At 64.4% G+C, this 20,054-nt stretch carries 20 protein-coding genes and 4 tRNA genes; 11 read left to right on the top strand and 13 right to left on the bottom strand.

The features are described 5' to 3' along the window. Positions 1-7: 7 nt before the first annotated feature. From CGLAUT_RS00540 to CGLAUT_RS00520, 5 genes are all read right to left on the bottom strand, one after another. Positions 8-2,539 carry an LPXTG cell wall anchor domain-containing protein gene (locus CGLAUT_RS00540; RefSeq protein WP_290185637.1) on the bottom strand — a complete coding sequence of 844 codons (2,532 nt, stop codon included), beginning with the start codon at positions 2,537-2,539 and terminating at the stop codon, positions 8-10. A 168-nt stretch (positions 2,540-2,707) separates the two neighbouring features. Beyond that, positions 2,708-2,783: transfer RNA gene (locus CGLAUT_RS00535), tRNA-Arg, on the bottom strand. 90 nt (positions 2,784-2,873) lie between these two features. Next, entirely contained in the window at positions 2,874-4,259 is a 1,386-nt protein-coding gene (gene mgtE / locus CGLAUT_RS00530; RefSeq protein ID WP_095659006.1) for a magnesium transporter, read from the bottom strand. 155 nt (positions 4,260-4,414) lie between these two features. Then, positions 4,415-4,487, bottom strand: a tRNA-Arg gene (locus CGLAUT_RS00525). Position 4,488: 1 nt separating this feature from the next. Beyond that, positions 4,489-4,580, bottom strand: a tRNA-Ser gene (locus tag CGLAUT_RS00520). Positions 4,581-4,647: 67 nt separating this feature from the next. Here CGLAUT_RS00520 and CGLAUT_RS00515 point away from each other — a divergent pair. Both CGLAUT_RS00515 and CGLAUT_RS00510 read left to right on the top strand, forming a co-directional pair. After that, positions 4,648-5,238 carry an aminotransferase class I/II-fold pyridoxal phosphate-dependent enzyme gene (locus tag CGLAUT_RS00515; protein ID WP_095659005.1) on the top strand — a complete coding sequence of 197 codons (591 nt, stop codon included), beginning with the start codon at positions 4,648-4,650 and terminating at the stop codon, positions 5,236-5,238. A gap of 10 nt (positions 5,239-5,248) precedes the next feature. Beyond that, positions 5,249-5,770 carry a hypothetical protein gene (locus tag CGLAUT_RS00510; RefSeq protein WP_157731219.1) on the top strand — a complete coding sequence of 174 codons (522 nt, stop codon included), beginning with the start codon at positions 5,249-5,251 and terminating at the stop codon, positions 5,768-5,770. Position 5,771: 1 nt separating this feature from the next. On the opposite strand, the gene CGLAUT_RS00505 is transcribed toward CGLAUT_RS00510, so the two are convergent. Beyond that, positions 5,772-5,859, bottom strand: a tRNA-Ser gene (locus CGLAUT_RS00505). 54 nt (positions 5,860-5,913) lie between these two features. Here CGLAUT_RS00505 and CGLAUT_RS00500 point away from each other — a divergent pair. Further along, on the top strand, positions 5,914-6,888 hold the full coding sequence (locus CGLAUT_RS00500; protein WP_095660952.1) for an NAD(P)H-quinone oxidoreductase: 975 nt from the start codon (positions 5,914-5,916) through the stop codon (positions 6,886-6,888). 25 nt (positions 6,889-6,913) lie between these two features. On the opposite strand, the gene CGLAUT_RS00495 is transcribed toward CGLAUT_RS00500, so the two are convergent. Further along, complete coding sequence (locus CGLAUT_RS00495; protein ID WP_290185635.1) at positions 6,914-8,125, bottom strand: aminotransferase class V-fold PLP-dependent enzyme; 1,212 nt, start codon at positions 8,123-8,125, stop codon at positions 6,914-6,916. Positions 8,126-8,328: 203 nt separating this feature from the next. Between CGLAUT_RS00495 and wzm the strand changes: the two genes are divergently transcribed. Next, positions 8,329-9,177 carry a galactan export ABC transporter permease subunit Wzm/RfbD gene (wzm, locus tag CGLAUT_RS00490; protein WP_290187163.1) on the top strand — a complete coding sequence of 283 codons (849 nt, stop codon included), beginning with the start codon at positions 8,329-8,331 and terminating at the stop codon, positions 9,175-9,177. 24 nt (positions 9,178-9,201) lie between these two features. Continuing rightward, positions 9,202-10,005 carry a galactan export ABC transporter ATP-binding subunit Wzt/RfbE gene (wzt, locus tag CGLAUT_RS00485; RefSeq protein WP_095659002.1) on the top strand — a complete coding sequence of 268 codons (804 nt, stop codon included), beginning with the start codon at positions 9,202-9,204 and terminating at the stop codon, positions 10,003-10,005. Between the two features lie 124 nt (positions 10,006-10,129). On the opposite strand, the gene CGLAUT_RS00480 is transcribed toward wzt, so the two are convergent. Beyond that, positions 10,130-11,137: a hypothetical protein gene (locus tag CGLAUT_RS00480; protein ID WP_290185632.1), complete on the bottom strand. Its 1,008-nt coding sequence runs from the start codon at positions 11,135-11,137 to the stop codon at positions 10,130-10,132. Positions 11,138-11,230: 93 nt separating this feature from the next. Here CGLAUT_RS00480 and glfT1 point away from each other — a divergent pair, with 93 nt between their 5' ends. Then, on the top strand, positions 11,231-12,136 hold the full coding sequence (gene glfT1 / locus CGLAUT_RS00475) for a galactofuranosyltransferase GlfT1 (protein ID WP_290185630.1): 906 nt from the start codon (positions 11,231-11,233) through the stop codon (positions 12,134-12,136). Here the strand turns inward: glfT1 and CGLAUT_RS00470 are convergent. The 3 genes from CGLAUT_RS00470 to CGLAUT_RS00460 are packed head-to-tail and all read right to left on the bottom strand — an operon-like array spanning position 12,078 to position 13,959. Then, a complete protein-coding gene (locus tag CGLAUT_RS00470; protein ID WP_290185628.1) occupies positions 12,078-12,587 on the bottom strand; it encodes a GtrA family protein in 510 nt (169 codons plus the stop codon). The genes glfT1 and CGLAUT_RS00470 overlap by 59 nt on opposite strands. A gap of 20 nt (positions 12,588-12,607) precedes the next feature. Further along, complete coding sequence (locus CGLAUT_RS00465; protein WP_290185627.1) at positions 12,608-13,504, bottom strand: hypothetical protein; 897 nt, start codon at positions 13,502-13,504, stop codon at positions 12,608-12,610. 14 nt (positions 13,505-13,518) lie between these two features. Continuing rightward, positions 13,519-13,959, bottom strand: a complete 441-nt coding sequence (locus tag CGLAUT_RS00460) for a hypothetical protein (protein WP_095660948.1) — start codon at positions 13,957-13,959, stop codon at positions 13,519-13,521. Between the two features lie 31 nt (positions 13,960-13,990). Between CGLAUT_RS00460 and CGLAUT_RS00455 the strand changes: the two genes are divergently transcribed. The 3 genes from CGLAUT_RS00455 to dprE2 all read left to right on the top strand — a co-directional run bounded on the left by CGLAUT_RS00455 (position 13,991) and on the right by dprE2 (position 16,453). Beyond that, the gene (locus CGLAUT_RS00455; protein WP_332461816.1) at positions 13,991-14,170 is read left to right on the top strand and encodes a hypothetical protein; all 180 of its coding nucleotides are present in this window, start codon (positions 13,991-13,993) and stop codon (positions 14,168-14,170) included. Between the two features lie 65 nt (positions 14,171-14,235). Further along, positions 14,236-15,651 carry a decaprenylphosphoryl-beta-D-ribose oxidase gene (dprE1, locus tag CGLAUT_RS00450; protein ID WP_095658998.1) on the top strand — a complete coding sequence of 472 codons (1,416 nt, stop codon included), beginning with the start codon at positions 14,236-14,238 and terminating at the stop codon, positions 15,649-15,651. A gap of 37 nt (positions 15,652-15,688) precedes the next feature. Continuing rightward, a complete protein-coding gene (gene dprE2, locus CGLAUT_RS00445) occupies positions 15,689-16,453 on the top strand; it encodes a decaprenylphospho-beta-D-erythro-pentofuranosid-2-ulose 2-reductase (protein ID WP_290185625.1) in 765 nt (254 codons plus the stop codon). Positions 16,454-16,467: 14 nt separating this feature from the next. Here dprE2 and CGLAUT_RS00440 read toward each other — a convergent pair whose 3' ends face one another. Together CGLAUT_RS00440 and CGLAUT_RS00435 are read right to left on the bottom strand one after the other, a co-directional pair. Continuing rightward, complete coding sequence (locus CGLAUT_RS00440) at positions 16,468-17,895, bottom strand: FtsX-like permease family protein (RefSeq protein WP_290185623.1); 1,428 nt, start codon at positions 17,893-17,895, stop codon at positions 16,468-16,470. After that, positions 17,892-18,581: an ABC transporter ATP-binding protein gene (locus CGLAUT_RS00435; protein WP_290185621.1), complete on the bottom strand. Its 690-nt coding sequence runs from the start codon at positions 18,579-18,581 to the stop codon at positions 17,892-17,894. Before CGLAUT_RS00435 ends, CGLAUT_RS00440 begins: the two co-directional genes overlap by 4 nt. Positions 18,582-18,665: 84 nt before the next feature. On the opposite strand from CGLAUT_RS00435, the gene CGLAUT_RS00430 reads away from it, so the two are divergent. Beyond that, positions 18,666-19,394: a sensor histidine kinase gene (locus CGLAUT_RS00430; protein ID WP_290185620.1), complete on the top strand. Its 729-nt coding sequence runs from the start codon at positions 18,666-18,668 to the stop codon at positions 19,392-19,394. Beyond that, complete coding sequence (locus CGLAUT_RS00425; protein WP_290185618.1) at positions 19,391-20,047, top strand: response regulator transcription factor; 657 nt, start codon at positions 19,391-19,393, stop codon at positions 20,045-20,047. The genes CGLAUT_RS00430 and CGLAUT_RS00425 overlap by 4 nt, the downstream gene beginning before the upstream one ends. Positions 20,048-20,054 lie beyond the last annotated feature (7 nt).

The following is a 20,054-nucleotide window of genomic DNA, read 5'->3' as shown; positions in this document are numbered from 1 at the left end:
AGGTGGTCTAGTTTTCGCGGCGGCGGCTGATCACCAGGTACGCCCCGCCGAGCAGCATTGCCAAGATTCCGAGCACGATGACGGTGGTCATCGGAGTGCCCGTGTTGGCCAAGTCGCCGCTGCGGCTGCGCTTCGCGCTCTGCTTGGAATCGCTGTCGTCGGAAGAGTCGTCGCTGTCGTAGTTGTACAGCGACCGGGTCGGAGCCGGAGCAGCCGTGGTGGACACGCTGGTGGTGCGGTTGACCATCCGCGTGTTGGAGTCCCTCGCACCCGTTGTGGAACCCGTCGTTGAGCCAGTCGTAGTGCCCGTGGTGGAAGCGGTGGCGGTCGCCGTACCTGATAGCGGCAGCGGTGTCGCGCTTGCCGAGCGGGTGGCGCTGGTACCCCCACGCTGACCGCGCAGCAACGCGCCGCCAATGGCGGCTGGACCCGCGAGCTCTTTCATCAGCCCCTCGACCTCTTTGACAACATCCATGACCTCGTCGGGCTTCGACTTCGTCGAGGAGGTAGCGGTGGACGAGCGCGACAGCGTGAGGGTCACGTCGTCCTCGTAGCGGTTGACCTGCTTATCGACGGTCTTGTAACCGCTCGGGGCATTGCGCACTGCGAGTCGCACGGTCTGGCCGGTGCCGGAATTGGCGGGTACGACCACCTTGACGTAGCCGCTTGCGTCGGTGCCGCCGTTGGCACGCACCTCTGGGCGCCCCGGGCTGTAGACCTCGGCGTACTGCACTGGGTCACCGCCGTCGGTGACTACGCGAACCAAGATGGTGCTGTCCCGGTGCTGCGGGCTGCCCTGCTGCGACCCGCCCTGCTGAGATCCGCCCTGCTGGGAGGTAGTGCCGAGCTGCACGGTGGCGCTTTGTGCATCAGTTGCCAGGTCAAACGGGGCCTGAACACCGTCCTTCGACGCGGTGAAAGTCAAAGTCTTGTCGGACGCGGATGCCGGCACCTCAACGATGGCTAGGCCTGCGCTATTCGAGGTGAAGGACTTGCCCGCCATCTCTCCGGCGCCTTCGATCGTCGCACCTGCGACACTGTGGCCTGCGTTGTCCTGCACCGCGACCGGGATGGAGCGGGTGCCGCTCGCGGTCGCTGAGGTGGTGGTGTCCTCGGTGCCGGCGTTCGTCTTCGAGTCGGAGTTCAGCGTGACGCGGATGCGCGACTCGTCGGCGTCGATGACGACGGGTTCGCCCTCGACCATCGCCAGCACATCGTCGCCGGGAATGGAGAGAGCTGCTTGGCCGTTACGGTCGGTCTTCGCCGAGGCGTCGGCGCCGACGATCTCGATGTCCGCGCCGGAGACAGCGTGGCCGCGTTCGTTCATGACGGTGAACTTCACGTCGCGGCTATCGCCGGTCTGAGTCTCTGCACCCCCAGCGCCGGAAGCGTCGGCGGCACCGCCAGCATTAGCGGCGGCCTGCGCATCCTGGGCCGGCGCGGCGTTCGGGGAGACGGTCGGCTCGGTGGCGTCTTCAACCGTCGTCGGCAGAGACGAGGCCGCGTCTTGGGCGGCCGGAGCCGGGGTACCAGCATCCGTGTCAGACCCCACGTCCACCGCAGAAACCGAAGGCTGCGAGGCCGGGGATGCAGGGGACGCTGGGGTGATGAACTTGGTCACCGGGTGGTAGGGCGCACCCGTCGGCAAGTACGAGAGCTCCCGGAAGTTATCGACGACGGTGCCTCCGAAGTAGGACGCGCGGATGGTGTTGCCCTCGACCTCCAGCGAGCGGGCCTGGTCGTCGGCGAACACGAGCGTCGTTTCGTTCTTGGTGTACGCGTAGTTGAGCGTGCCGATCTCGTCGAGACGCAGGTTCGGCGCGACCTCAAGCTGGGTGATCTCGACTTTGCCGGTGGTCACATCCAGCGCCCACTTAAAGTAGTCGTTCTCCGGCGAGCGCGAGACCGCGTACAGGGTGTCGACCTCGCCCTTCTCGCCAACGGACGCCCAGGCCCCGGGCAGGCCGTTATCGCCGGTCAGGCCGTTATCGCCGGTCAGGCCGCTTTCGCCGTTGCCGTCCCCAAGCTTGAGCTCGTGGGCCGCGACCTCGATATCTGCGGTGCGGGACACGGCGGTTGGGCTGAAGTCCTTCGACAGATCCAGCACGCGGAACTTCGCGCCGGAGAAAACTACGAGCTGGCCGCGAGAGGTGAAGGCCGCGGAGGCGATGTTGTCGGCTTGAACATCGTCGAGTTCCAGCAGACCAAGATCCGCAATGCGCTTGCCCTTCGGCTGGAAGCGCAGCAGGTGGCCAGCTTCCTTGCCATTGTCGCCGGTGGAGATGGCGTACATCCGCTCGTTCGCCGGGTTGAACGCCACCGCAGTGTAGGTCCAGCCTGCCGAGGAGTAGCGGGCGTTGGCGCTGCCGCTGCCCGGGGTCAGCTTCGGCGAGGCGTTGGGGGTTGCCGGGAACGTTGTCAAGGGGGCGTCGATAAGCGAAGCCTGTGCCTGCGCGCTGACGGGGACGATGCCGAAACTGCCTGCCACCGCCGCAACCAGCGACAAGCGGGCAATAGTGCGAATGTTCCTGTGTGGCATGGGTACCTCTCCGTCGGTTTTGGGCGCGCGCCACCTCCGCGCGGCCCCCAAGAGCCACAGATCAACTTAATGGCCGGGCCAGACGTTCTCAATCGGTGAACCGATTTTTCTCTCTCGCCTGAGCTGCCCCAGAATGCAGAAAAACCCCTGCTAATCAGGGGCTTTGCGTGGTGCGCCCGGAGGGATTCGAACCCCCAACCTTCTGATCCGTAGTCAGATGCTCTATCCGTTGAGCTACGGGCGCTTACAACGTGGGACAACATTACACCGGGACCCCGCACCTACCAAAATGGCAGGTCACGCCACTAAATGCGCGCTAGATGGGAGAGGTGCGCTAAATACCTAGCACGGTCTTCGCGATGAAGAAGTACACGACAAGTCCCGTCGCATCGCAGAACGTGGAGATGAACGGGTTGGAGAACACGGCCGGGTCTGCGCCGATGGCCTTCGCCAGAATCGGCATGAGGCCGCCGACGGTCGCGGACATCGTGCAAATGCACAGCAACGTCGCACCAATGATGATGCCGATCTCCTGGCTGAACACCACCCACGCCAGTGCGAAGCCGATCGTGCCCAGCACCGCTCCGAGAGTGAGGCCGACGCGGCACTCGCGCCACATGACTTTGGCGATGTCGCGCTTGCGGACGTCGCCAAGCGCCAGCGCACGCGTGACGGTGGTGGCAGCCTGGTTGCCCGTGTTACCGCCGGTGCCGGTCAGCAGCGGAATGAACAGCGATAGCACGGTCACCTCCGCGATCGTCGCCTCGAACACGTCGAGCACCTGCACGGTCAAGATCGCGGAGACGGCAAGCACCAGCAGCCACACCACGCGCGAGCGGAACAGCTCCACCACCGGCGTGGACAAGTACGGCTTGTTCAGCGCCTCGGATCCGCCCTGGCGCGCGTGGTCCTCGTTGTCGGCACCCTCGATCACGTCCTGTGCTTCGTCGTGAGTGAAAATGCCCACGAGGCGATGATCCGCATCCACCACGGGAATCGCGATGTGGTGGGTGGACAGGAACCACCGCGCAGTGCCTTCGGCGTCATCGGTCGCCTCCGCCCATGCGGGCTCGTGCATGATGTCGCCGATCGTGGCGCCCGAATTCGCCGCGAACAGATCCTTCAGCCCGGTGATGCCGATCAGCACACGATCCTCGTCCACTACAGGCAGCGTGTAAATCGTCTCCAGGTTTTCAGCTTCAGCTTTCAGCTTGTCGACGACCCCTTCAACGCCATCGGCCGGTTCCACAACCAGCACATCCGGCGACATGTGACGTCCGACGGTGCCGCGTTCGTAGCCCATGAGCGCGTTGGTGCTCTCGCGCTCCTCCTCGTCGAGGCCGGACATGACCTGGTCGGCGATCTCCGCCGGCAGGTTGTCCAGGAGCTGGACGCGGTCCTCGACGCCCAGCGCCGCAAAGAGATCCGTCACATCTTCGTGCGCGAGCGCCCCCACGATGTCGGCCTGGTGCCCAGGATCAAGCGCGTCGAAGGCGGCGGTGGCGCGCTGCGGAGCGAGTAGCCGAAGCAGCACCGCGCCGCGCTTCGACGGCTGACGCTCAATCAGCTCGATGACCTGGCGCAGCGACAGGTTTTCCAGCGCCTCCTGCATCACCGCGAGCTCGTCCGGCTCCAAGTCTTTGCGGGCCCCGAGAACCTTCTCCAGCTCGTAGATTGCCTCGTCTTCGTTGACGAGGGAAGGAGTCTGTGGCGTCGTCATGCTCCTCTTCCTTTCCGCTCTGTCAGGCCCGAGGATTCCGCTGCCCGCTCAAGGCAGAGTAGGCGGATTGCAAGATTCCTGCCAGCTGGAGACAAGGCCCGCCCAGAGCACACCCGAAGAACACCGAAACCCCTGCACATGCAGGGGTTTTTCTGTGCGCCCGGAGGGATTCGAACCCCCAACCTTCTGATCCGTAGTCAGATGCTCTATCCGTTGAGCTACGGGCGCGTGGCGGAGACGACAGGATTTGAACCTGCGGCCCTCCGCAAAGAGGGCAACTCCTTAGCAGGGAGCCCCATTCGGCCACTCTGGCACGTCTCCAGACCTTGGAACATTCTAGACCACACCCCCACCCCAACCAAATACACTCGGCATACACTTAAACCTCATGGACACCACGCCCTGCGACGCATTCACCACCGAGCTGCGCGAGACCCTCGCCGACCACCTCGGCCTGCCAACGGCGCAGGTAGCGGTGGGCAACAACACGTTGGCTCTGCTTGGGCGACTGGTTGGGTCCACGTGTGCGTCGTCAAGCAAAGTGCTCTATACCGAGCGGACCGATGCTCCCCCACCACCTGTACTGGGGCAAGCCTGCCCGCAACCGGTCCCCTTCAAACCGGACGGTTCGCACGACTTGGAGCAGATGCTTTCGCTTATCGACGACTCAACGTGCCTGATTTTCCTCTCCTCCCCCGCGGAGCTGGCGGGGGATTCTATGACCACGCGCGAGCTCACCGAGTTCATGCGCACGGTGCCCGAGCGGGTGACGGTGATGCTGGATGAGACGCACCTGGAGTACCCGGATGAGGGGGCCGGCGATGAGGCTGGCGATGAAGCTGAGGTGGTGAGCACGGATGCGATCGCCGCGCACCCGAACCTGGTGGTGCTGCGCAGCTTCAACAAGGCGTACGGGCTGGCGGACGTGCGCGTGGCGTACGCATTTGGCAGCGAAGCGCTGATCAGCAGTTTTGTTTAGACTTATGCACATGAAACTCAACACCTGGCTGACCTCTGGTTTCTCTGCACGCGGCGACCACTCCGACGCTGCGAACTGGCTTGTCTGGTTCCCGGCTCAAATTGACTCCCTGACCGCTGGGCCCTTGAAGGGCGATAGCGAATCGGTGCCGTTCTTCCTCACCCCGAAGACCTCCGCCGTGTCTGGCGGCGGCGCGGACATTGTGCTGCTCGGCGTGCCGCTGGGCGATTTGGACCGCGCACAAGGCAACTGGCGCTTTAACGATCGCTCCGGCGCCGGCACCGACGTGCGCTCAGTGGAGTCGCTGGACGAGGTCGCCGGGTTGATGGGCACGGATTTCGCGCACCGCACGGACGGCACTGCCGTGGTGCAGCTGCGCGGCCAGTTCCCGATTGAGCAGATCCAAGTGGTCGCCGGCCAGCACCGCGCGGCGACGAAGCGCGCGATTGAGGTGCTGCGCGGTGTGGAAAGCGATTTCGACGGCGAGCGCCAGTTCCACACCATGCCGGAGTTGTTCCCGGACGAAGCGTAATTGGCGGAGACGGGGGGATTTGAACCCCCGGAGGTGTGACCCTCGCCGGTTTTCAAGACCGGTGCATTCGGCCGCTCTGCCACGTCTCCAGCGGTGAGAAAGCTTACCGTATGGCCCTTTGCATCCCGCTATCCTGGGTGGGCATGAAGGCTATCCAGATCACCGACGAATCCGATCCCCGCTCCCTTGAGCTGCGTGACGTGCCCACCCCTGAGCTGCAAGACGGCGAGGTACTGGTGAAGATAGTCGCCGCCGGTGTCAACCGCGCCGACCTGATGCAGGCGGCCGGGAAGTACCCGGCGCCGAAGGGCGAATCCGACATCATCGGCCTCGAGTGCGCCGGCGTGATCGAAGACCCGGGCACCACCGGCCGCGAGCAGGGCGAAGAGGTCGGCTGCTTGCTCGCCGGCGGCGGTTACGCCGAATACGTCGCGGTGCCGGAGGGCCAGCTCATGCCCAAGCCGGATAACCTCTCGCTCGAGGAGCTCGCCGGTGTCGTCGAGGTTGCCTGCACCGTGTGGTCCAACCTCGGCATGCTCGCCGGCGTCCACGAACCGCACGTCGACGGCAGCCCGAAAAAGGTGCTCATCCACGGCGGCTCCGGCGGCATCGGCTCGTTTGCCATCCAGCTGTGCAAGCAACTCGGCTGTGAGGTGGCCACCACCGCCGGCTCCGCCGAGAAGCTGGAGTACTGCACCAACCTCGGCGCGGACATCGCGATCAACTACAAAGAACAGGACTTCGCCGAGGAGCTCAAGGGCTGGGCGGACGTCATCCTCGACGTCATCGGCGGCCCCTACCTCGAACCCAACGTGAAGGCGCTCGCCGTTGACGGGCAGATCGTGGTCATCGCACTGCAGGGCGGCCCGAAGGGCGAGATCTCGCTCGGGCGCATGATGCCGCGCCGCCAATCGCTGCACGCCACCACGCTGCGCGCCCGCCCCCGCCCGATGAAAGCCGACATCGTCCGCTCCACCATCGAGCACGTCTGGCCGCTCGTCGAATCTGGTGCCATCAAACCTAATATCAGCGCCGCTTTCCCCCTCACCGAGGCCGCAAAAGCACACGACAAAATGGACTCCGGCGACAACACCGGCAAAATCGTCCTGACTGTGTAGCCCGCTGTAGCCCGTTGCGCAGCCGTCAGGCAAGCGACGCCACGGTGCGCGTGAGCTGCACGATGTCGGCTTGCGTGTTGAACGGGCTCAGGCCGAGGGTCACCGCTCCACCCATCTCTTCCACACCCATTTCGCGGAGCAGTTTGCTTATCGACGTCTCAGTAGCGATCATCCCGTTCGCCACCAAACGCTGATGCACGGTGGCCGAGGGAACCCCGGTCACCCCGAACGTCATCCGCGGGATGCGGTCGGCGTTGCTGTGCTCGGCAGCCTCCCCGGAGTAGCCGACGATGTGGACCATGGGCAGCGTGCCCAAGAAGGTGTAGACGTCTTCACGCAAGTGCTCCATGTAACGCGACGCCTCACCCATCGAGTCGACAAGGCGGCTGCGGCGCGAGCGGCGGCCGTTCTGCTGCTCCACCAGCGATGCGTAGTGCTCCACCGTTGCAGACACGCCACCGGCCAACCCCGGAGAGATAGGCATGGTGAGCACGTTCTCCTCAAGGCGGTAGAGCATTGCTTCATCCCGGAACACCAGGGCTGCAACTTGCGGGCCGCCGAGTTTAGCCACGTCGATGGCGACGATATCGGCTTCCCAGTCGTCGAAAGTAAGGAGGCGATACGGGGCGTACGCCGAAGCGTCGACAAGCAACCAAGCTCTCGAGCGTTCGCGTATCCGCTCGCCGATCTCGCGGACCGGAACCACCGTGCCCAGCTGCGCGTGGGCGGCGGGAACCGCAACCAGGCGCGTCGAGCCGTCGACAAGCGAATCGAACTGCCACGCCGGCAGCTCCCCGGTGGCGAGGTCGGCCAGCGCCCAGCGCACCTCGGCATCGGCGCGCTCGAGGATGCCGTTGAGCTGGGTGTTGTGAACGTTCGTGAGCACAACCGAGGAGTTATAGCGGTACAGCGGGCGCATCGCCGCTGTAAGCGCCAAGTAGAGCGCGGGTAGGCTCGGGCCGAGCAGCACCCGCTCCGGGGTCACTCCCGCGAGGTCTGCGACGGCCGCGCGTGCATCCGCAACGAACGCGTCGCCCTCCGGCCGGCCAACTCGGTCGCGCGTGTGGATGCCGCGGCTCAGCTCGGGCGCGGAGACACCGCACGCCATCCGGAACGAACGCGCCACCGCCGACGCCACCCGCTCCGGAACCTGCGGGGTGTCGTGCGCGTTCAGGTACGTCCAACCATCCGAAAGAGAGGTGTAGAGGCCGCGGACACCCGCAACATCGTAGGCCACGAAAACCTCCTAGACCTTTTCCGAATTTCTTGCCGAATTCTTATTATGCACGCTGCGTTTCCAACGTGCATACCTCCTGCTCCTTAGTACTCCGTTCGCCGCTTCGCGGAATCCAGTGGACGCGAATCCTTAAATCGCGTTGAGGGGGCGCTAGGGTGAATCACGTGCACGACGTAGAACAACTGCGGGCGGACGTCGCCCGCATGACCAGCGAGCCTGGGGAGGTCACCCCGCCGTCACCGTCGAAAACCATGCGCATGGCGTGGCGCGACTTGGTGCGCGGCTGGGGGCAGCACGAACTCTGGCTGCAGCTGGGCTGGCAAGACATCAAGCAGCGCTACCGCCGCTCCACGCTCGGTCCACTGTGGATCACCATCGCAACCGGCGTGATGTCGCTGGCCCTAGGGCTGCTCTACTCCATGCTGTTCCAAATCGACGTCGCGGTGTTCCTGCCGCACGTCACCGTCGGTTTCATCGTCTGGGGCTTCATCTCCGGTTGCATTAAAGACGGCTCCACCGTGTTCATTGAGAACGAGGGCCTGATCAAGCAGCTGCCCTCGGCACTGTCCGTCCACGTCTACCGGCTGGTGTGGCGCCAGCTGCTGTTTTTAGCCCACAACATGATCATTTGGGCGCTGCTCGTCCTGATTTTCCGCATCCACCTTGGCTGGAACGCGCTGTGGGCGCTGCCTGGCCTGTTCCTGCTGGTACTCAACGGGGTGTGGGTGACCATGTTGTTCGGCATCATCGCCACCCGCTTCCGCGATGTCGCGCCCCTGCTCGAAGCGCTCGTGCAGTTGCTGTTCTACGTCACCCCGATCGTGTGGACCACCCAGACCCTCAAAGCGCAGGGCGGCGAGGTCGAGCAGCGCGCGATGCTGGCGGAGATTAACCCGCTGTACCATTACCTGGAAATCGTGCGCGCACCCCTGATCGGGCATGAGGTCGCCGCATACCCCTGGTGGATAGTGCTGGCGTGCACCGCAGTCGGCTTGGTGGTCACACTCTTCGCAATGAAGCAGATGCGCTTCCGAGTCCCCTACTGGGTTTAAAGACGGGAGCTTCGAAAGGTTCTCATGGTTTCCATCGACACCTACAACGCGTGCGTCGACTTCCCCATTTTCGACGCCAAATCGCGCTCGCTGAAAAAGGCCATGATGGCTTCCGCCGGCGGCAAGATTGGCAAGAACGCCTCCAACACCGTGGTCGTCGAGGCGCTTCGCGACATCAACCTCCACCTGCGCGAGGGAGACCGAGTCGGCCTCGTCGGCCACAACGGCGCCGGCAAGTCCACCCTGCTGCGGCTGCTCTCCGGCATTTACGAACCCACGCGCGGCTCCGCCGTCGTCCGCGGCCGCGTGGCACCGGTCTTCGACCTCGGCGTGGGCATGGATCCGGAGATCTCCGGCTACGAAAACATCATCATCCGCGGGCTTTTCCTCGGCCAGACCCGCAAACAAATGAAAGCCAAAATGGACGAGATCGCCGAATTCTCCGAGCTCGGCGACTACCTCTCCATGCCCCTTCGCACCTACTCCACCGGCATGCGCGTCCGCTTAGCCCTTGGGGTTGTCACCTCCATCGAGCCAGAAATTTTGCTTCTCGACGAAGGCATCGGCGCGGTAGACGCCGCCTTCATGTCCAAGGCCCGGGTGCGGTTGGCGGAGATGGTGGAAAGATCCGGCATCTTGGTCTTTGCGTCGCACTCCAACGACTTCTTGGCGCAGCTCTGCAACACGGCCTTGTGGGTGGACAAGGGAGAAATCCGGCAGGCTGGCTTGGTCTCTGACGTGGTCGCCGCCTACGAAGGCCCCGAGGCCGGCGAGTACGTCGCCGACCTGGTCGAGCGCTTCCACGGCCCCGATGCCGTCGATCGCTAACCCCCGCCCCTCCCCGCCCGACCCCGTCTCACCCTGCCCGACCCCGTCTCACCCTGTAGGAACTTACTGAGACGGGCCTCCGTTGCCGCGTTTCCCCAGGTCGGATCTCGCGCGATTTAAATTCTTACAGAATTTCATCGAGCAGCCCGGCCACCGTCGTAGGCAGCGTGCCCAAGGTCCCCGATGCGAACCTCAGCATCGTCCACCTCAATGTGGCAGCGTCGAGATTGATCTTGGCGTCCTTCTGCCGGCGTTCAAAGTCCCAGTGCTGTGCGCCGTCGTACATCAAGCCGACCTTTGGCTCCATGAAAGCGAGGTCAAGGCGGGTTATCGGCTCACCGTCTTTCCGAATCACCACCTGCTCCTTCAAGGTCAGGCAATACCGATCGGCTAGCTGCTGCGCGAGGAGGCGCATTTCGGTTTCTTTCGGAGAGTCAGCGTTCTTCGAAGATGCCGCGACCACCTCACTCACCCACCGGGAATTCAGCTTTTGACGACTTGCTCGGACGATCTCTTCAGTTTCTACATCGAGGAAGCGCCGCGCGGCGTCCACGAGCTGCACTGCTCTTACGAACGCAGGGTCTCTTCCCTCTACAGGGATCGTTGACCAGCTCGCCTCCCCTTGGCGGATGGCTTTCAGCGCCTGCACCACCGCGATCGCTGGCGCTGCTACTGTGATCGGTCTGCCGTGGCAATGCACGTTCCAGACTTCATCACGCTTCAAATGGCCGCGTACCAGGGTGGGGGTCGTGGCCGTGGCCAGTTGTTTCCGGTCAACGCGGGGCCCTTCCAAGACCGTGTCGCAGGCGTCGACGAGGAAAGGCAGCCCGTAGAGCGCAAGCGCCCCAAACCCGGTCACGGTGAAATCCGGGTGCGTCAGGCCGTAAGCCGCAGCCCGGTACGCCGCGGGAATCTCGTACGCAATCCCGCGCGGGTGGTGGCGGGCGGCGGCACGTGCGATGGCGCGCTCAGTCGCAAAGCGATGCGGAATGGAGTAGCCGCCAGCCACCTCCACCAGGCCACTGAAACCGTCGCCAGGAGCAGCGCCAGGAACAGCACCAGGAACAGCGCCACTCGCCCGGATTAAGAGGTCTCCGGGCACCACGTGCATGCCGTCGAAAAGCTTGTCCACACTGGGTTAGACCTCGGTTTTCCTGCTTCGGTTCCCCGCGCCGACGCGCACTCCGCCCAGCCAGCTCGGTCTGACCAAGGCATAATCGTCGACATGACAAAGACCTTAAAATCCTCAGGAACTACGGCCGCAGTGATTGTCACCCATAAGCGCGTGGAACTTCTGCGCCACTCGTTGGAGCAAGTTGTGAACCAGACCCACCCGGTGGATTGGGTGATTGTGGTGGATAACGGCGCGGAGTCGGAGGTTGAGCAGCTGCTCAGCGACCTCGCACAGGACCGCGGCGTCTACCTACCCAGCCACACGAACCTGGGCGGCGCGGGCGGTTTCGCCTACGGCTTCCTCCACGCACTCGCACTCGGCGCGGACGCCATCTGGTGCGCCGACGACGACGGCCGCCCGGAGAGCCACGAGACCCTCGCGGAGCTCTACCGCGTCGCTGAGGAGCGCAACCTCCACGAGGTCAGCCCGATTGTCGCGGCCATTGACGACCCGAACCGCCTCGCGTTCCCAATCCGACAGGGCTTGACCTGGATGCGCAACACCGACGAGCTGGAGGGCGAGTTCCTGCCCGGCTACGCGTCCTTGTTCAACGGCGCTCTCATCTCCGCCGAGGCCATGGAGCGCATTGGCGTGCCGGATTACCGCCTCTTCATCCGCGGCGACGAGGTGGAGTACCACCGCCGCCTTTCCAACTCGGGCCTGGATTACGGCACCGCGCTCACCGCGTTCTACCTGCACCCAGACGGTTCCAGCGAGTTCCAGCCGATCATGGGCGGCCGCGCGCACGCGCAGTTCCCGGATAATGAGACGAAGCGCTACTTCGCGTACCGCAACCGCGGCTTCATCATCAACCAGCGCGGCATGCGCACGATGAAGTTCCAGGAAGTTGTGCGTTTCGCGTGGTTCTTCCTCCTTCAGCGCCGCGACCCAGCCGCTTTCAAGAATTGGTTGAAGTTACTGCGGATGGGGGCACGGGAGGATTTCCGTCGCCCATAGGGGCTTTTTGCTTGACGACGGGCTCTTGCGACTCAATTATTTTCGTCTCTTCCCTAAAGATCACCCGGCGCTGCAGCACGAAGTTGGTGACTGTGGCGACACCTTGGGCGATGATGAAGCTGATCAGGTCCGTAAAGAACTTGTTCAGCCCCAGCGCGCGTAGCGGCAACGCTGAATAGCGGTACAGCAGGATCTGCACCGCGAAGGTGGTGGCGTACAGGACGAACACCCCGCCAGCCTTCTTGGCGCTGACTTCGGCGTGAAAAGCGAACCGTGAGTTCAGCACATAGGCCACGATCGTGCCCACCACCCAGCCGATGGCCTTTGCCATCTCGCGAGACAGTGACGTGAGCTCATCGACGGGGTAGGTGATGCCGAAGTCAAGAACGGCGCAGCCCACGCCGATGATGACGAACGGGATCAGCTGCTTTTTCACACCGGAAGCACTCACGCGGGCTGAGTCTACAGCGTCTACCCCCGAATCAGATCACGGTAGACATCTAGTCGCTCCGGCAACGAGAGGTTCGCGGTGAGCGCATCGAGATCCGCGAGCGATGCCGCGCACAGCTGCCTGACCTCGGCGGCGGAGAGATCCGCAGCGCGCAGCGCCTGCATAATGGATTCGGTGATCGAGTCTGTGCTTGCCGCATCCCCGCAGCATGCGGCGGCAAGCACCGATGCCCAGAACGCGTCTCGGGCGCGCGGATCCGCCTCCACGGGCAGTCGCGCCAAGCGCGCGCGGGCCACGACTGGCATCTCCCCCGGCGACACGGCGCGCTCCACGCCGAGCGCGTGGATCAGCGGCAAGAAGTCGTGGGTGCTCGCGCGCTCCAGTACGTCGCGGACGTCGTCGCGCACCAGCGACGCGAGATCTTTGACCCGTTCCGCGCCCAGCAGTTGCGCGTTCACGCGTCCGATGTCGAAGCGGGCATCGCCGAACGACCCGGAGCCCGCGACGCACACGGCAGGTGGGGTCGATTCGTCGCGCGGGTAGACGTCGGCAAACTGCATGCCGAACTGCCACAACCCCCACGTAAAGGCTGTGGCCTCCCCCGGCGCGTCCAGCACGTCTCGCAGTTCGCAGGCCCCATCGGCCTCCGCCCGCACCGCATCGGTGCCGTCTTCAGTGGCGCGCAGCTCATCGATCCCGAACACCGTCTCCACGACGGTGCAGCACTCCCGGATCGTGGTGCGCTCATCGATGCCTACCCAGCGGTACACCGTGTCGTCGGACACCAGCACGATGCGCACGATGAGCGTGTCGCCCACATCGGCCGCAGCGGCACTGCCATTGCGGCGGCGCGTCCGCTCGGCGGCGAGGTTGATCACCGGCGCAAGCGATGCGGATCTGTAGATCGTGCTGGACATGGCGCCCAATATAGCTACGGTCGCAGCTGCTTTGCCGCCAGGTAAGCTCCGCCCGCAGCAAGGCCAATCAGAGCATCAGGCTTTGCGACGCCCCGCCCAGCCAGCCAACCGGCAATCCCCGACTGAGCTTTCGCGGCCACAGTCAAAGCGGCAATCGTGCCTGCTCCCAGCCCGGCGAGCACGCCCCAGGACAACGCCACAGATTCGTCTTCGCCTTGTTCCGCGTCCACCCGGGAAGTGAGGTCGTTTCGGGGATCTTCGTCGAACGCATTGAACAGCCCGACCGTCGTCAAGTTCAAAATGCTCAACCCAACGCGAGCCGGAACTGAACGAGTGGCGAAGAATGCTGCGATGAACCCTGCCTGGATGACTCGGCCGCCGAGCGTGTTGTCCAGTGCGTTGTAGTCGATCTGGGTTTCGTCGACTGCTTCCTGGATGGTTGCATTGGTGGTCATGGGTGCCGATGGTAGCGCTACAGTTACGCCCATGGCACAACCCTTGAACCACTTCATGCAACAACTGATGGCACAAGAGCTGCCGGTGCTGGATTCAACGAGCCGCGCGCGGGTGATGCAGCTGCTGCGCGAGCACACGGAGGCGGGGCGGCCGCAGATTACTTCCCAAGAGGAGTTGCCTGCGGAAATCCGCGAGATCCTCGAACTCTAAGCGTTAATTAAGATCACACCTATTGTGCCCGGTATTCGGGTTTTTGGTCGGTAGGCTTGGGTGCCATGGAACTGCACACCGAACAAAAGTCCCTCTACGGGTGGGGTCGCACTGCTCCGTCCACCGCCCACGTGCTGGCCACCCCGGACGTTGATGTGATCCGCGCGGCCGTCGCTCAAGTCGCGGACGAGAATTCCTCCCTCCCCGAATCCCAGCGCCGCGGCGTGATCGCGCGCGGCATGGGCCGCTCCTACGGTGACCCGGCGCAAAACGGCGGCGGCCTGGTCATTGACATGCAGCCGCTGAACCAGATCCACTCCATCGACCCGGACAGCGGCATCGTGGACGTGGACGCGGGCGTGACCCTGGATCAGCTGATGAAGGCGGCGCTGCCGTACGGCCTGTGGGTTCCGGTGCTGCCCGGTACCCGCCAGGTGACCATCGGTGGCGCGATCGGCCCGGACATTCACGGCAAGAACCACCACTCCGCCGGCTCGTTCGGCGACCACGTTGTTTCCATGGAACTGCTGGTCGCCGACGGCCGCGTGCTGCACCTCGAGCCAGAGGGCTCCGCGGACGACCCGGACGGCACCTTGTTCTGGGCCACCGTCGGCGGCATGGGCCTGACCGGCATCATCCTGCGCGCGCGGATCGCGATGACCAAGACCGAGACCGCGTACTTCATCTCGGACACCGAACGGACCGGCACCCTGGATGAGACCATCGCGGCACACTCGGACGGCTCCGAGGTGAACTACACCTATTCTTCTGCATGGTTCGACGCGATCTCCGCACCGCCGAAGACGGGCCGCTCCACCATTTCCCGCGGCTCGCTGGCTACCTTGGCGCAGCTCGAGGAGTACGCGCCGCGCCTGGCCAAGGACCCGCTAAAGTTCAACGCTCCGCAGCTGATGACGGTGCCGGACGTGTTCCCGTCCTGGACCATGAACAAGCTCACGCTGCGCATGATCGGCGAGGCCTACTACCTCATGGGCGGCCCCGCGAAGAACCAGATCAAGAACCTCACGCAGTTCTATCAACCGCTGGATCTCATCGGCGAGTGGAACCGCGGTTACGGCGATGCCGGCTTCCTGCAGTACCAGTTTGTGGTGCCCACCGACGCTGTCGAGCCGTTCAAGGACATCATCTACCAGATCCAGTCCTCCGGGCACTACACCGCGCTCAACGTGTTCAAGCTGTTCGGCGAGGGTAACCGCGCGCCGTTGTCCTACCCGATGAAGGGCTGGAACGTCTGCGTCGACTTCCCGATCCGCGACGGGCTCAACGAATTCCTCGACCGCTTGGACGACCAAGTCATGGAGTTCGGCGGCCGCCTTTACCTGGCCAAGGAATCGCGTACCTCCGCCGAGAAGTTCCACGCGATGTACCCGGGCATGGCTGGCTGGCTGGAGACCCGCCGCGCCATCGACCCGACCGGTGTGTTCGCCTCTGACCTGTCGCGCAGGTTGGAACTCAACTAGGAAACTGCGGATCAGGAAGCAGAAAGGGACCAAATAAATGCTCAACGCAGTAGGACAGGCACAACACATCGCGCTGATCGGCGGCACTTCCGAGATCGGCCTCGCCATCGTCGAGGAGCTGGTGCACCGCGGCGGTGCACCGACCGTGACGCTTTGCGCGCGCGAGGACTCCCCGCGCCTTCAGGGCGCGATTGACGCCGTCACCGCGGCAGGCGCCGGCAAGGTGCGCGTCATCGACTTCGACGCGCTCGACACCGCCGCGCACCAAGGCGTTATCGACGCCGCCTTCGAAGACGGCGACATCGACGTGGCCGTGGTGGCCTTCGGCACCCTCGGCGACCAGGAAGCGCTCTGGCAGGACCAGGCGCTCGCCGTCGAGTCCGCGCAGACGAACTACACCGCGTACGTCTCCGTCGGCGTGCTGCTCGGCCAGGCCATGAAGCGCCAGGGCCACGGCACCATCATCGCCATGAGCTCCGTCGCGGGCCAGAAGGTGCGCCGCTCCAACTTCGTCTACGGCTCGGCCAAGGCAGGTATGGACGGCTTCTACCTCCAGCTCGGCGAGGCATTGCGTAACGACGGCGTGCGGGTCACCGTTGTCCGCCCCGGCCAGGTTCGCACCAAGATGACCGCAGGTCTGGACGAAGCCCCGCTCACCGTGAACAAGGAAGACGTAGCGGAGGCTGCCGTGGAGGCAGCACTTAAGGGCGACCGCTACGTGTTCGTGCACAAGCTGTTCGGCCCGATCTCTATGGTGCTGCAGCACATCCCGGCACCGATCATGCGCAAGCTGAGCTTCTAGTCGCTCATTGCTCGCTAGTCGTTCAACCGGCCCGTTTGCGCCAGCACCCGCTGGCGGAGCGGGCCGGTTGCGTACACGGCAGCCACCGAGACGATCAAGGCGATGGCGACCAGGGCCACGAACTGGATCAGGCTCGTCATGGTGTTCGGCTGCTCGACGGACATCACTGTGCCCATCAGGCCGCCCTGGATCAATCCGATGAGGGACACAATGGCCATTGGGATCCCGATCTCCCGCACAGCGACTGCGGTGTGGAACGATGCTGGCGCACCAATGAAGTACAGCGACCTCGTCAGGTATTTTTGCTCGACGACGGCGAGCGCCTGGCCAAGCAGGGTGGAGACGCACAGCAGCGCAATGCCGAAGGTGACAGTGATGGCGACACCCGTCGGAATGTCGGCGGTGTACATATCGACTGCCACCGATTCGAATTCGGTTTCAACAAGTGACAGCCTGGACGCGAAACCCGCGGTGAAGGCAAGGAAGAACAAAGCAGCGACGCGGCGCCACGTGGTCTTCGCATCGCGTCCGACCCTGCGGGTGGCCACGTAGTTCTTCGACCCCGGCACCCTATAACTCAGGCGCGCAACGAGTTGGATCAGCCCGACGGCAAACACTGCGTTAGCCAGCATGAACGCGGCACCGAACACCAGCACTCCGAGATACACCCCAGTGTCGGCGGACGGCGACAACCCGAACCGGCTCAACATCTTGAGCAGCGCCCAAGTGATCACGAAGGACAGGACGAACGTCACCAGGTTTTGTCCCTTGGGCGGTACTCGTTTGCTGACACCGAGCGGGGTGATCGAAACGCGCCGAAGAGCAAGCCACACCGACGCCGCAGCCAACGCCAGCACCACCAGCCAGACGACAGGGATCAGCCACCAGGTCAACATCTCCCAACGTCCGATTTGCTCCCCTTGGAACGCAATGAGCGACCACACCGGCACCGTCACCGCGTAGAGCACGGTGCCTAGGACGAGGCCTATGGCGGCTTGACGCAAGGCGTCGACAATCATCATGCCCCGTACTTGGCCCGCGGTTGCGCCGAGCAGGCGCAGGGTTGCCAGGTGCGTTTCGCGCCCGGAAAGGTTGGCCCGCGCAGCTTGGGTGAGCAGGTTGAGCAGGGTGGGGATTAACAGTAGCGACGCGAACAGCGCGAGAAAGATGTACGGAATGCCCTGCGGTCCGTGCAGTTCTTCGCTGGCGGCCTGCAACACCTCCCCGGGATTGCGGTGTCGGCCCACAAACATCCAGGTACCGCCGGCCAGAGTGAGCAACATCCAGGTCGACACGGTGAACGCGGCCAGGGAGAGCACACGCACCCAACGTTCACCGCTGGTGCGCTGATCGCGTCCCTCGCGGCTGCTCGACATCGCGGCGCGGGCGAGCGTCATCGGGGTCAGGGAGTGTGACTGCGACTGCGTGGTTGACGGCTTCATCGGCGCATCCCCTCCCGGAACGTCTCGTCGTGGATCAACCCGTCGCGGATCTCAATGCGGCGGTTGCACCAGGCGGCGATCTTCGGGTCGTGGGTGACCAACACCAGGGTCACGCCGAATTTCTCTGCTACCGCAGTGATCTGTTGCATCACCTCGTGCCCGGTGGCCTGGTCGAGAGCGGCGGTTGGCTCGTCAGCGAACACCACCGATGGCGGACCGATCAGAGCACGCGCGATGGCAACGCGCTGGGCCTGGCCGCCGGACAGCTGGCCCGGGAAGCGCTCGGTGTACGCGCCGAGCCCGAGGCGGGTGAGCATCTCCGTCGCCTCGGCGTGCGCCTCCTTCTGCGCCACCCCGCGCATGATTGCCGGCAGCGCCACGTTTTCCTTCGCGGTGAGCTCCGGAAGGAGCTGCCCATCTTGGAAGATGAAGCTGAAGTGATTGAGCCTGAGGGTGGACCGCGCGGCGTCGTCAAGCGAAGAAATGCTCTGTCCCTCGAAGACAACCTCACCGGTGTCGGGGGTGAGCACCCCGGACATGCAGTGGAGCAACGTGGACTTGCCGGAGCCGGAAGGGCCCATGATGGCGAGCGATTCGCCGTGGCCGACTTCGAGGCTGATGCCTTCGAGCACCCGTTGCTGGGTGAAGGACTTGGTGATGTCGTTGAGTACAAGCATGGTGTTCATTCCAATCGGGCGCAGCGGCGAAAGCCATGGTGCGAGCGCCCAAATCAGGGTAGTGCCAGCACTACCCCGCTATTGTGCATGCATATGAGATGGCCCAGAGCACGGCGCGCCCCGGCCGGGACCGGGGTTGAAACTGGGGTCGACCACGAGGCAGCGGCCGCGGCAGCGATCCACCAGATCACGGCCTCGCGGCGGCGCATCGCGGAGGCGTACGAGGTGGAGCGGTTGCGCATCGAGCGCGACCTGCACGACGGCGCGCAGCAGTATTTCGTGGCCGCCGCGATGAAGGTGGGCGAGGCACAGCTCACGGCGAGCGGGGTGACCGCCCAGCTCCTCGACGATGCCGCGAACAACCTGCGCAGCGGACTCGAGGCGCTGCGGCGCACAGTGCGCGGGATCCACCCGCAGGAACTCACCGACCGCGGGCTGGTCGCGGCCGTGGAATCCGCCGCGGCCCACTACGGCCCGCACGTGACGGTGCGCGCCCCGCATCCGCTGCCGCAGATTGACGCCCCGGTGCTTGCGGCAGGTTACTTCTTCGCCGCCGAGGCGCTGACCAACGCCGCGAAGTACGCGCCCGGCGCGCCAGTAAACGTGCTGATTACCTGCGACAGCACGCTCAACATCGCCGTGGCAGACCAGGGTGACGGCGGCGCGCAATTCGTGCCCGGCCGCGGCCTGGAAGGGATGCGCGATCGCATCGCGGCGTTCGGCGGCAACGTCGAACTGCGCTCGCCCAGCGGCGGGCCAACCACCGTCACCGCCCGCATCCCCCTGTTGCTGTACCGAGGAGAAAGCGGGATCGCACCATGAAGATCGTGATCGCGGACGATTCCGCTCTGCTACGCGAGGGTGTCGCGGGGTTGCTCACCCGCCGCGGGCACGACATCGTCGGCCAAGCCGCCGATGCCGAGGAGCTTTGTTCGCTTGTCGACGGCTGCGTGCCCGACCTTGTCATCACCGACGTGCGCATGCCCCCGCAGATGCGTGACGACGGCCTCGTCGCTGCTCTGTCGCTGCGGGAGCGCCACGGCGGGGTGAATGTGATGGTGCTGTCCCAGTACGTCGCCCCAGCGTACGCCCGCGAGTTGTTCAGCGGGGAGCACGCGACCGGAGGCGGCACCGGTTACCTGCTTAAAGACCGGGTTGCCGAAGTGAAAGACTTTGTCGCTGGTTGCGAGACCGTTGCAGCTGGAGGTGTGGTGATCGACCCGCAGGTGGCAAGCGAGCTCATGGCCGCCAGCTCCCGCTGGTTGACCACCCTCACCCCGCGGGAGCGCGAAGTCTTAGAACTCATGGCTGAGGGACTCTCCAATGCGCAGATCGCGCAGCGGCTGTTCCTTTCCGGCGCGGCGGTGGCGAAACACGTCTCCAACATCTTCACCAAGCTCGGGCTGACCCCGGATGAGGAGAATCGTCGAGTGCGTGCAATCCTGATGTACCTCGCGGAGCGCGGTATCGGCTAAACCAGAA

The organism is Corynebacterium glaucum (genome assembly GCF_030408855.1).
Classification (GTDB): Bacteria; Actinomycetota; Actinomycetes; order Mycobacteriales; family Mycobacteriaceae; genus Corynebacterium; species Corynebacterium glaucum.
Note: the sequence above shows the minus strand (reverse complement) of the source record. Positions and strands in the feature narration are given on the sequence as shown.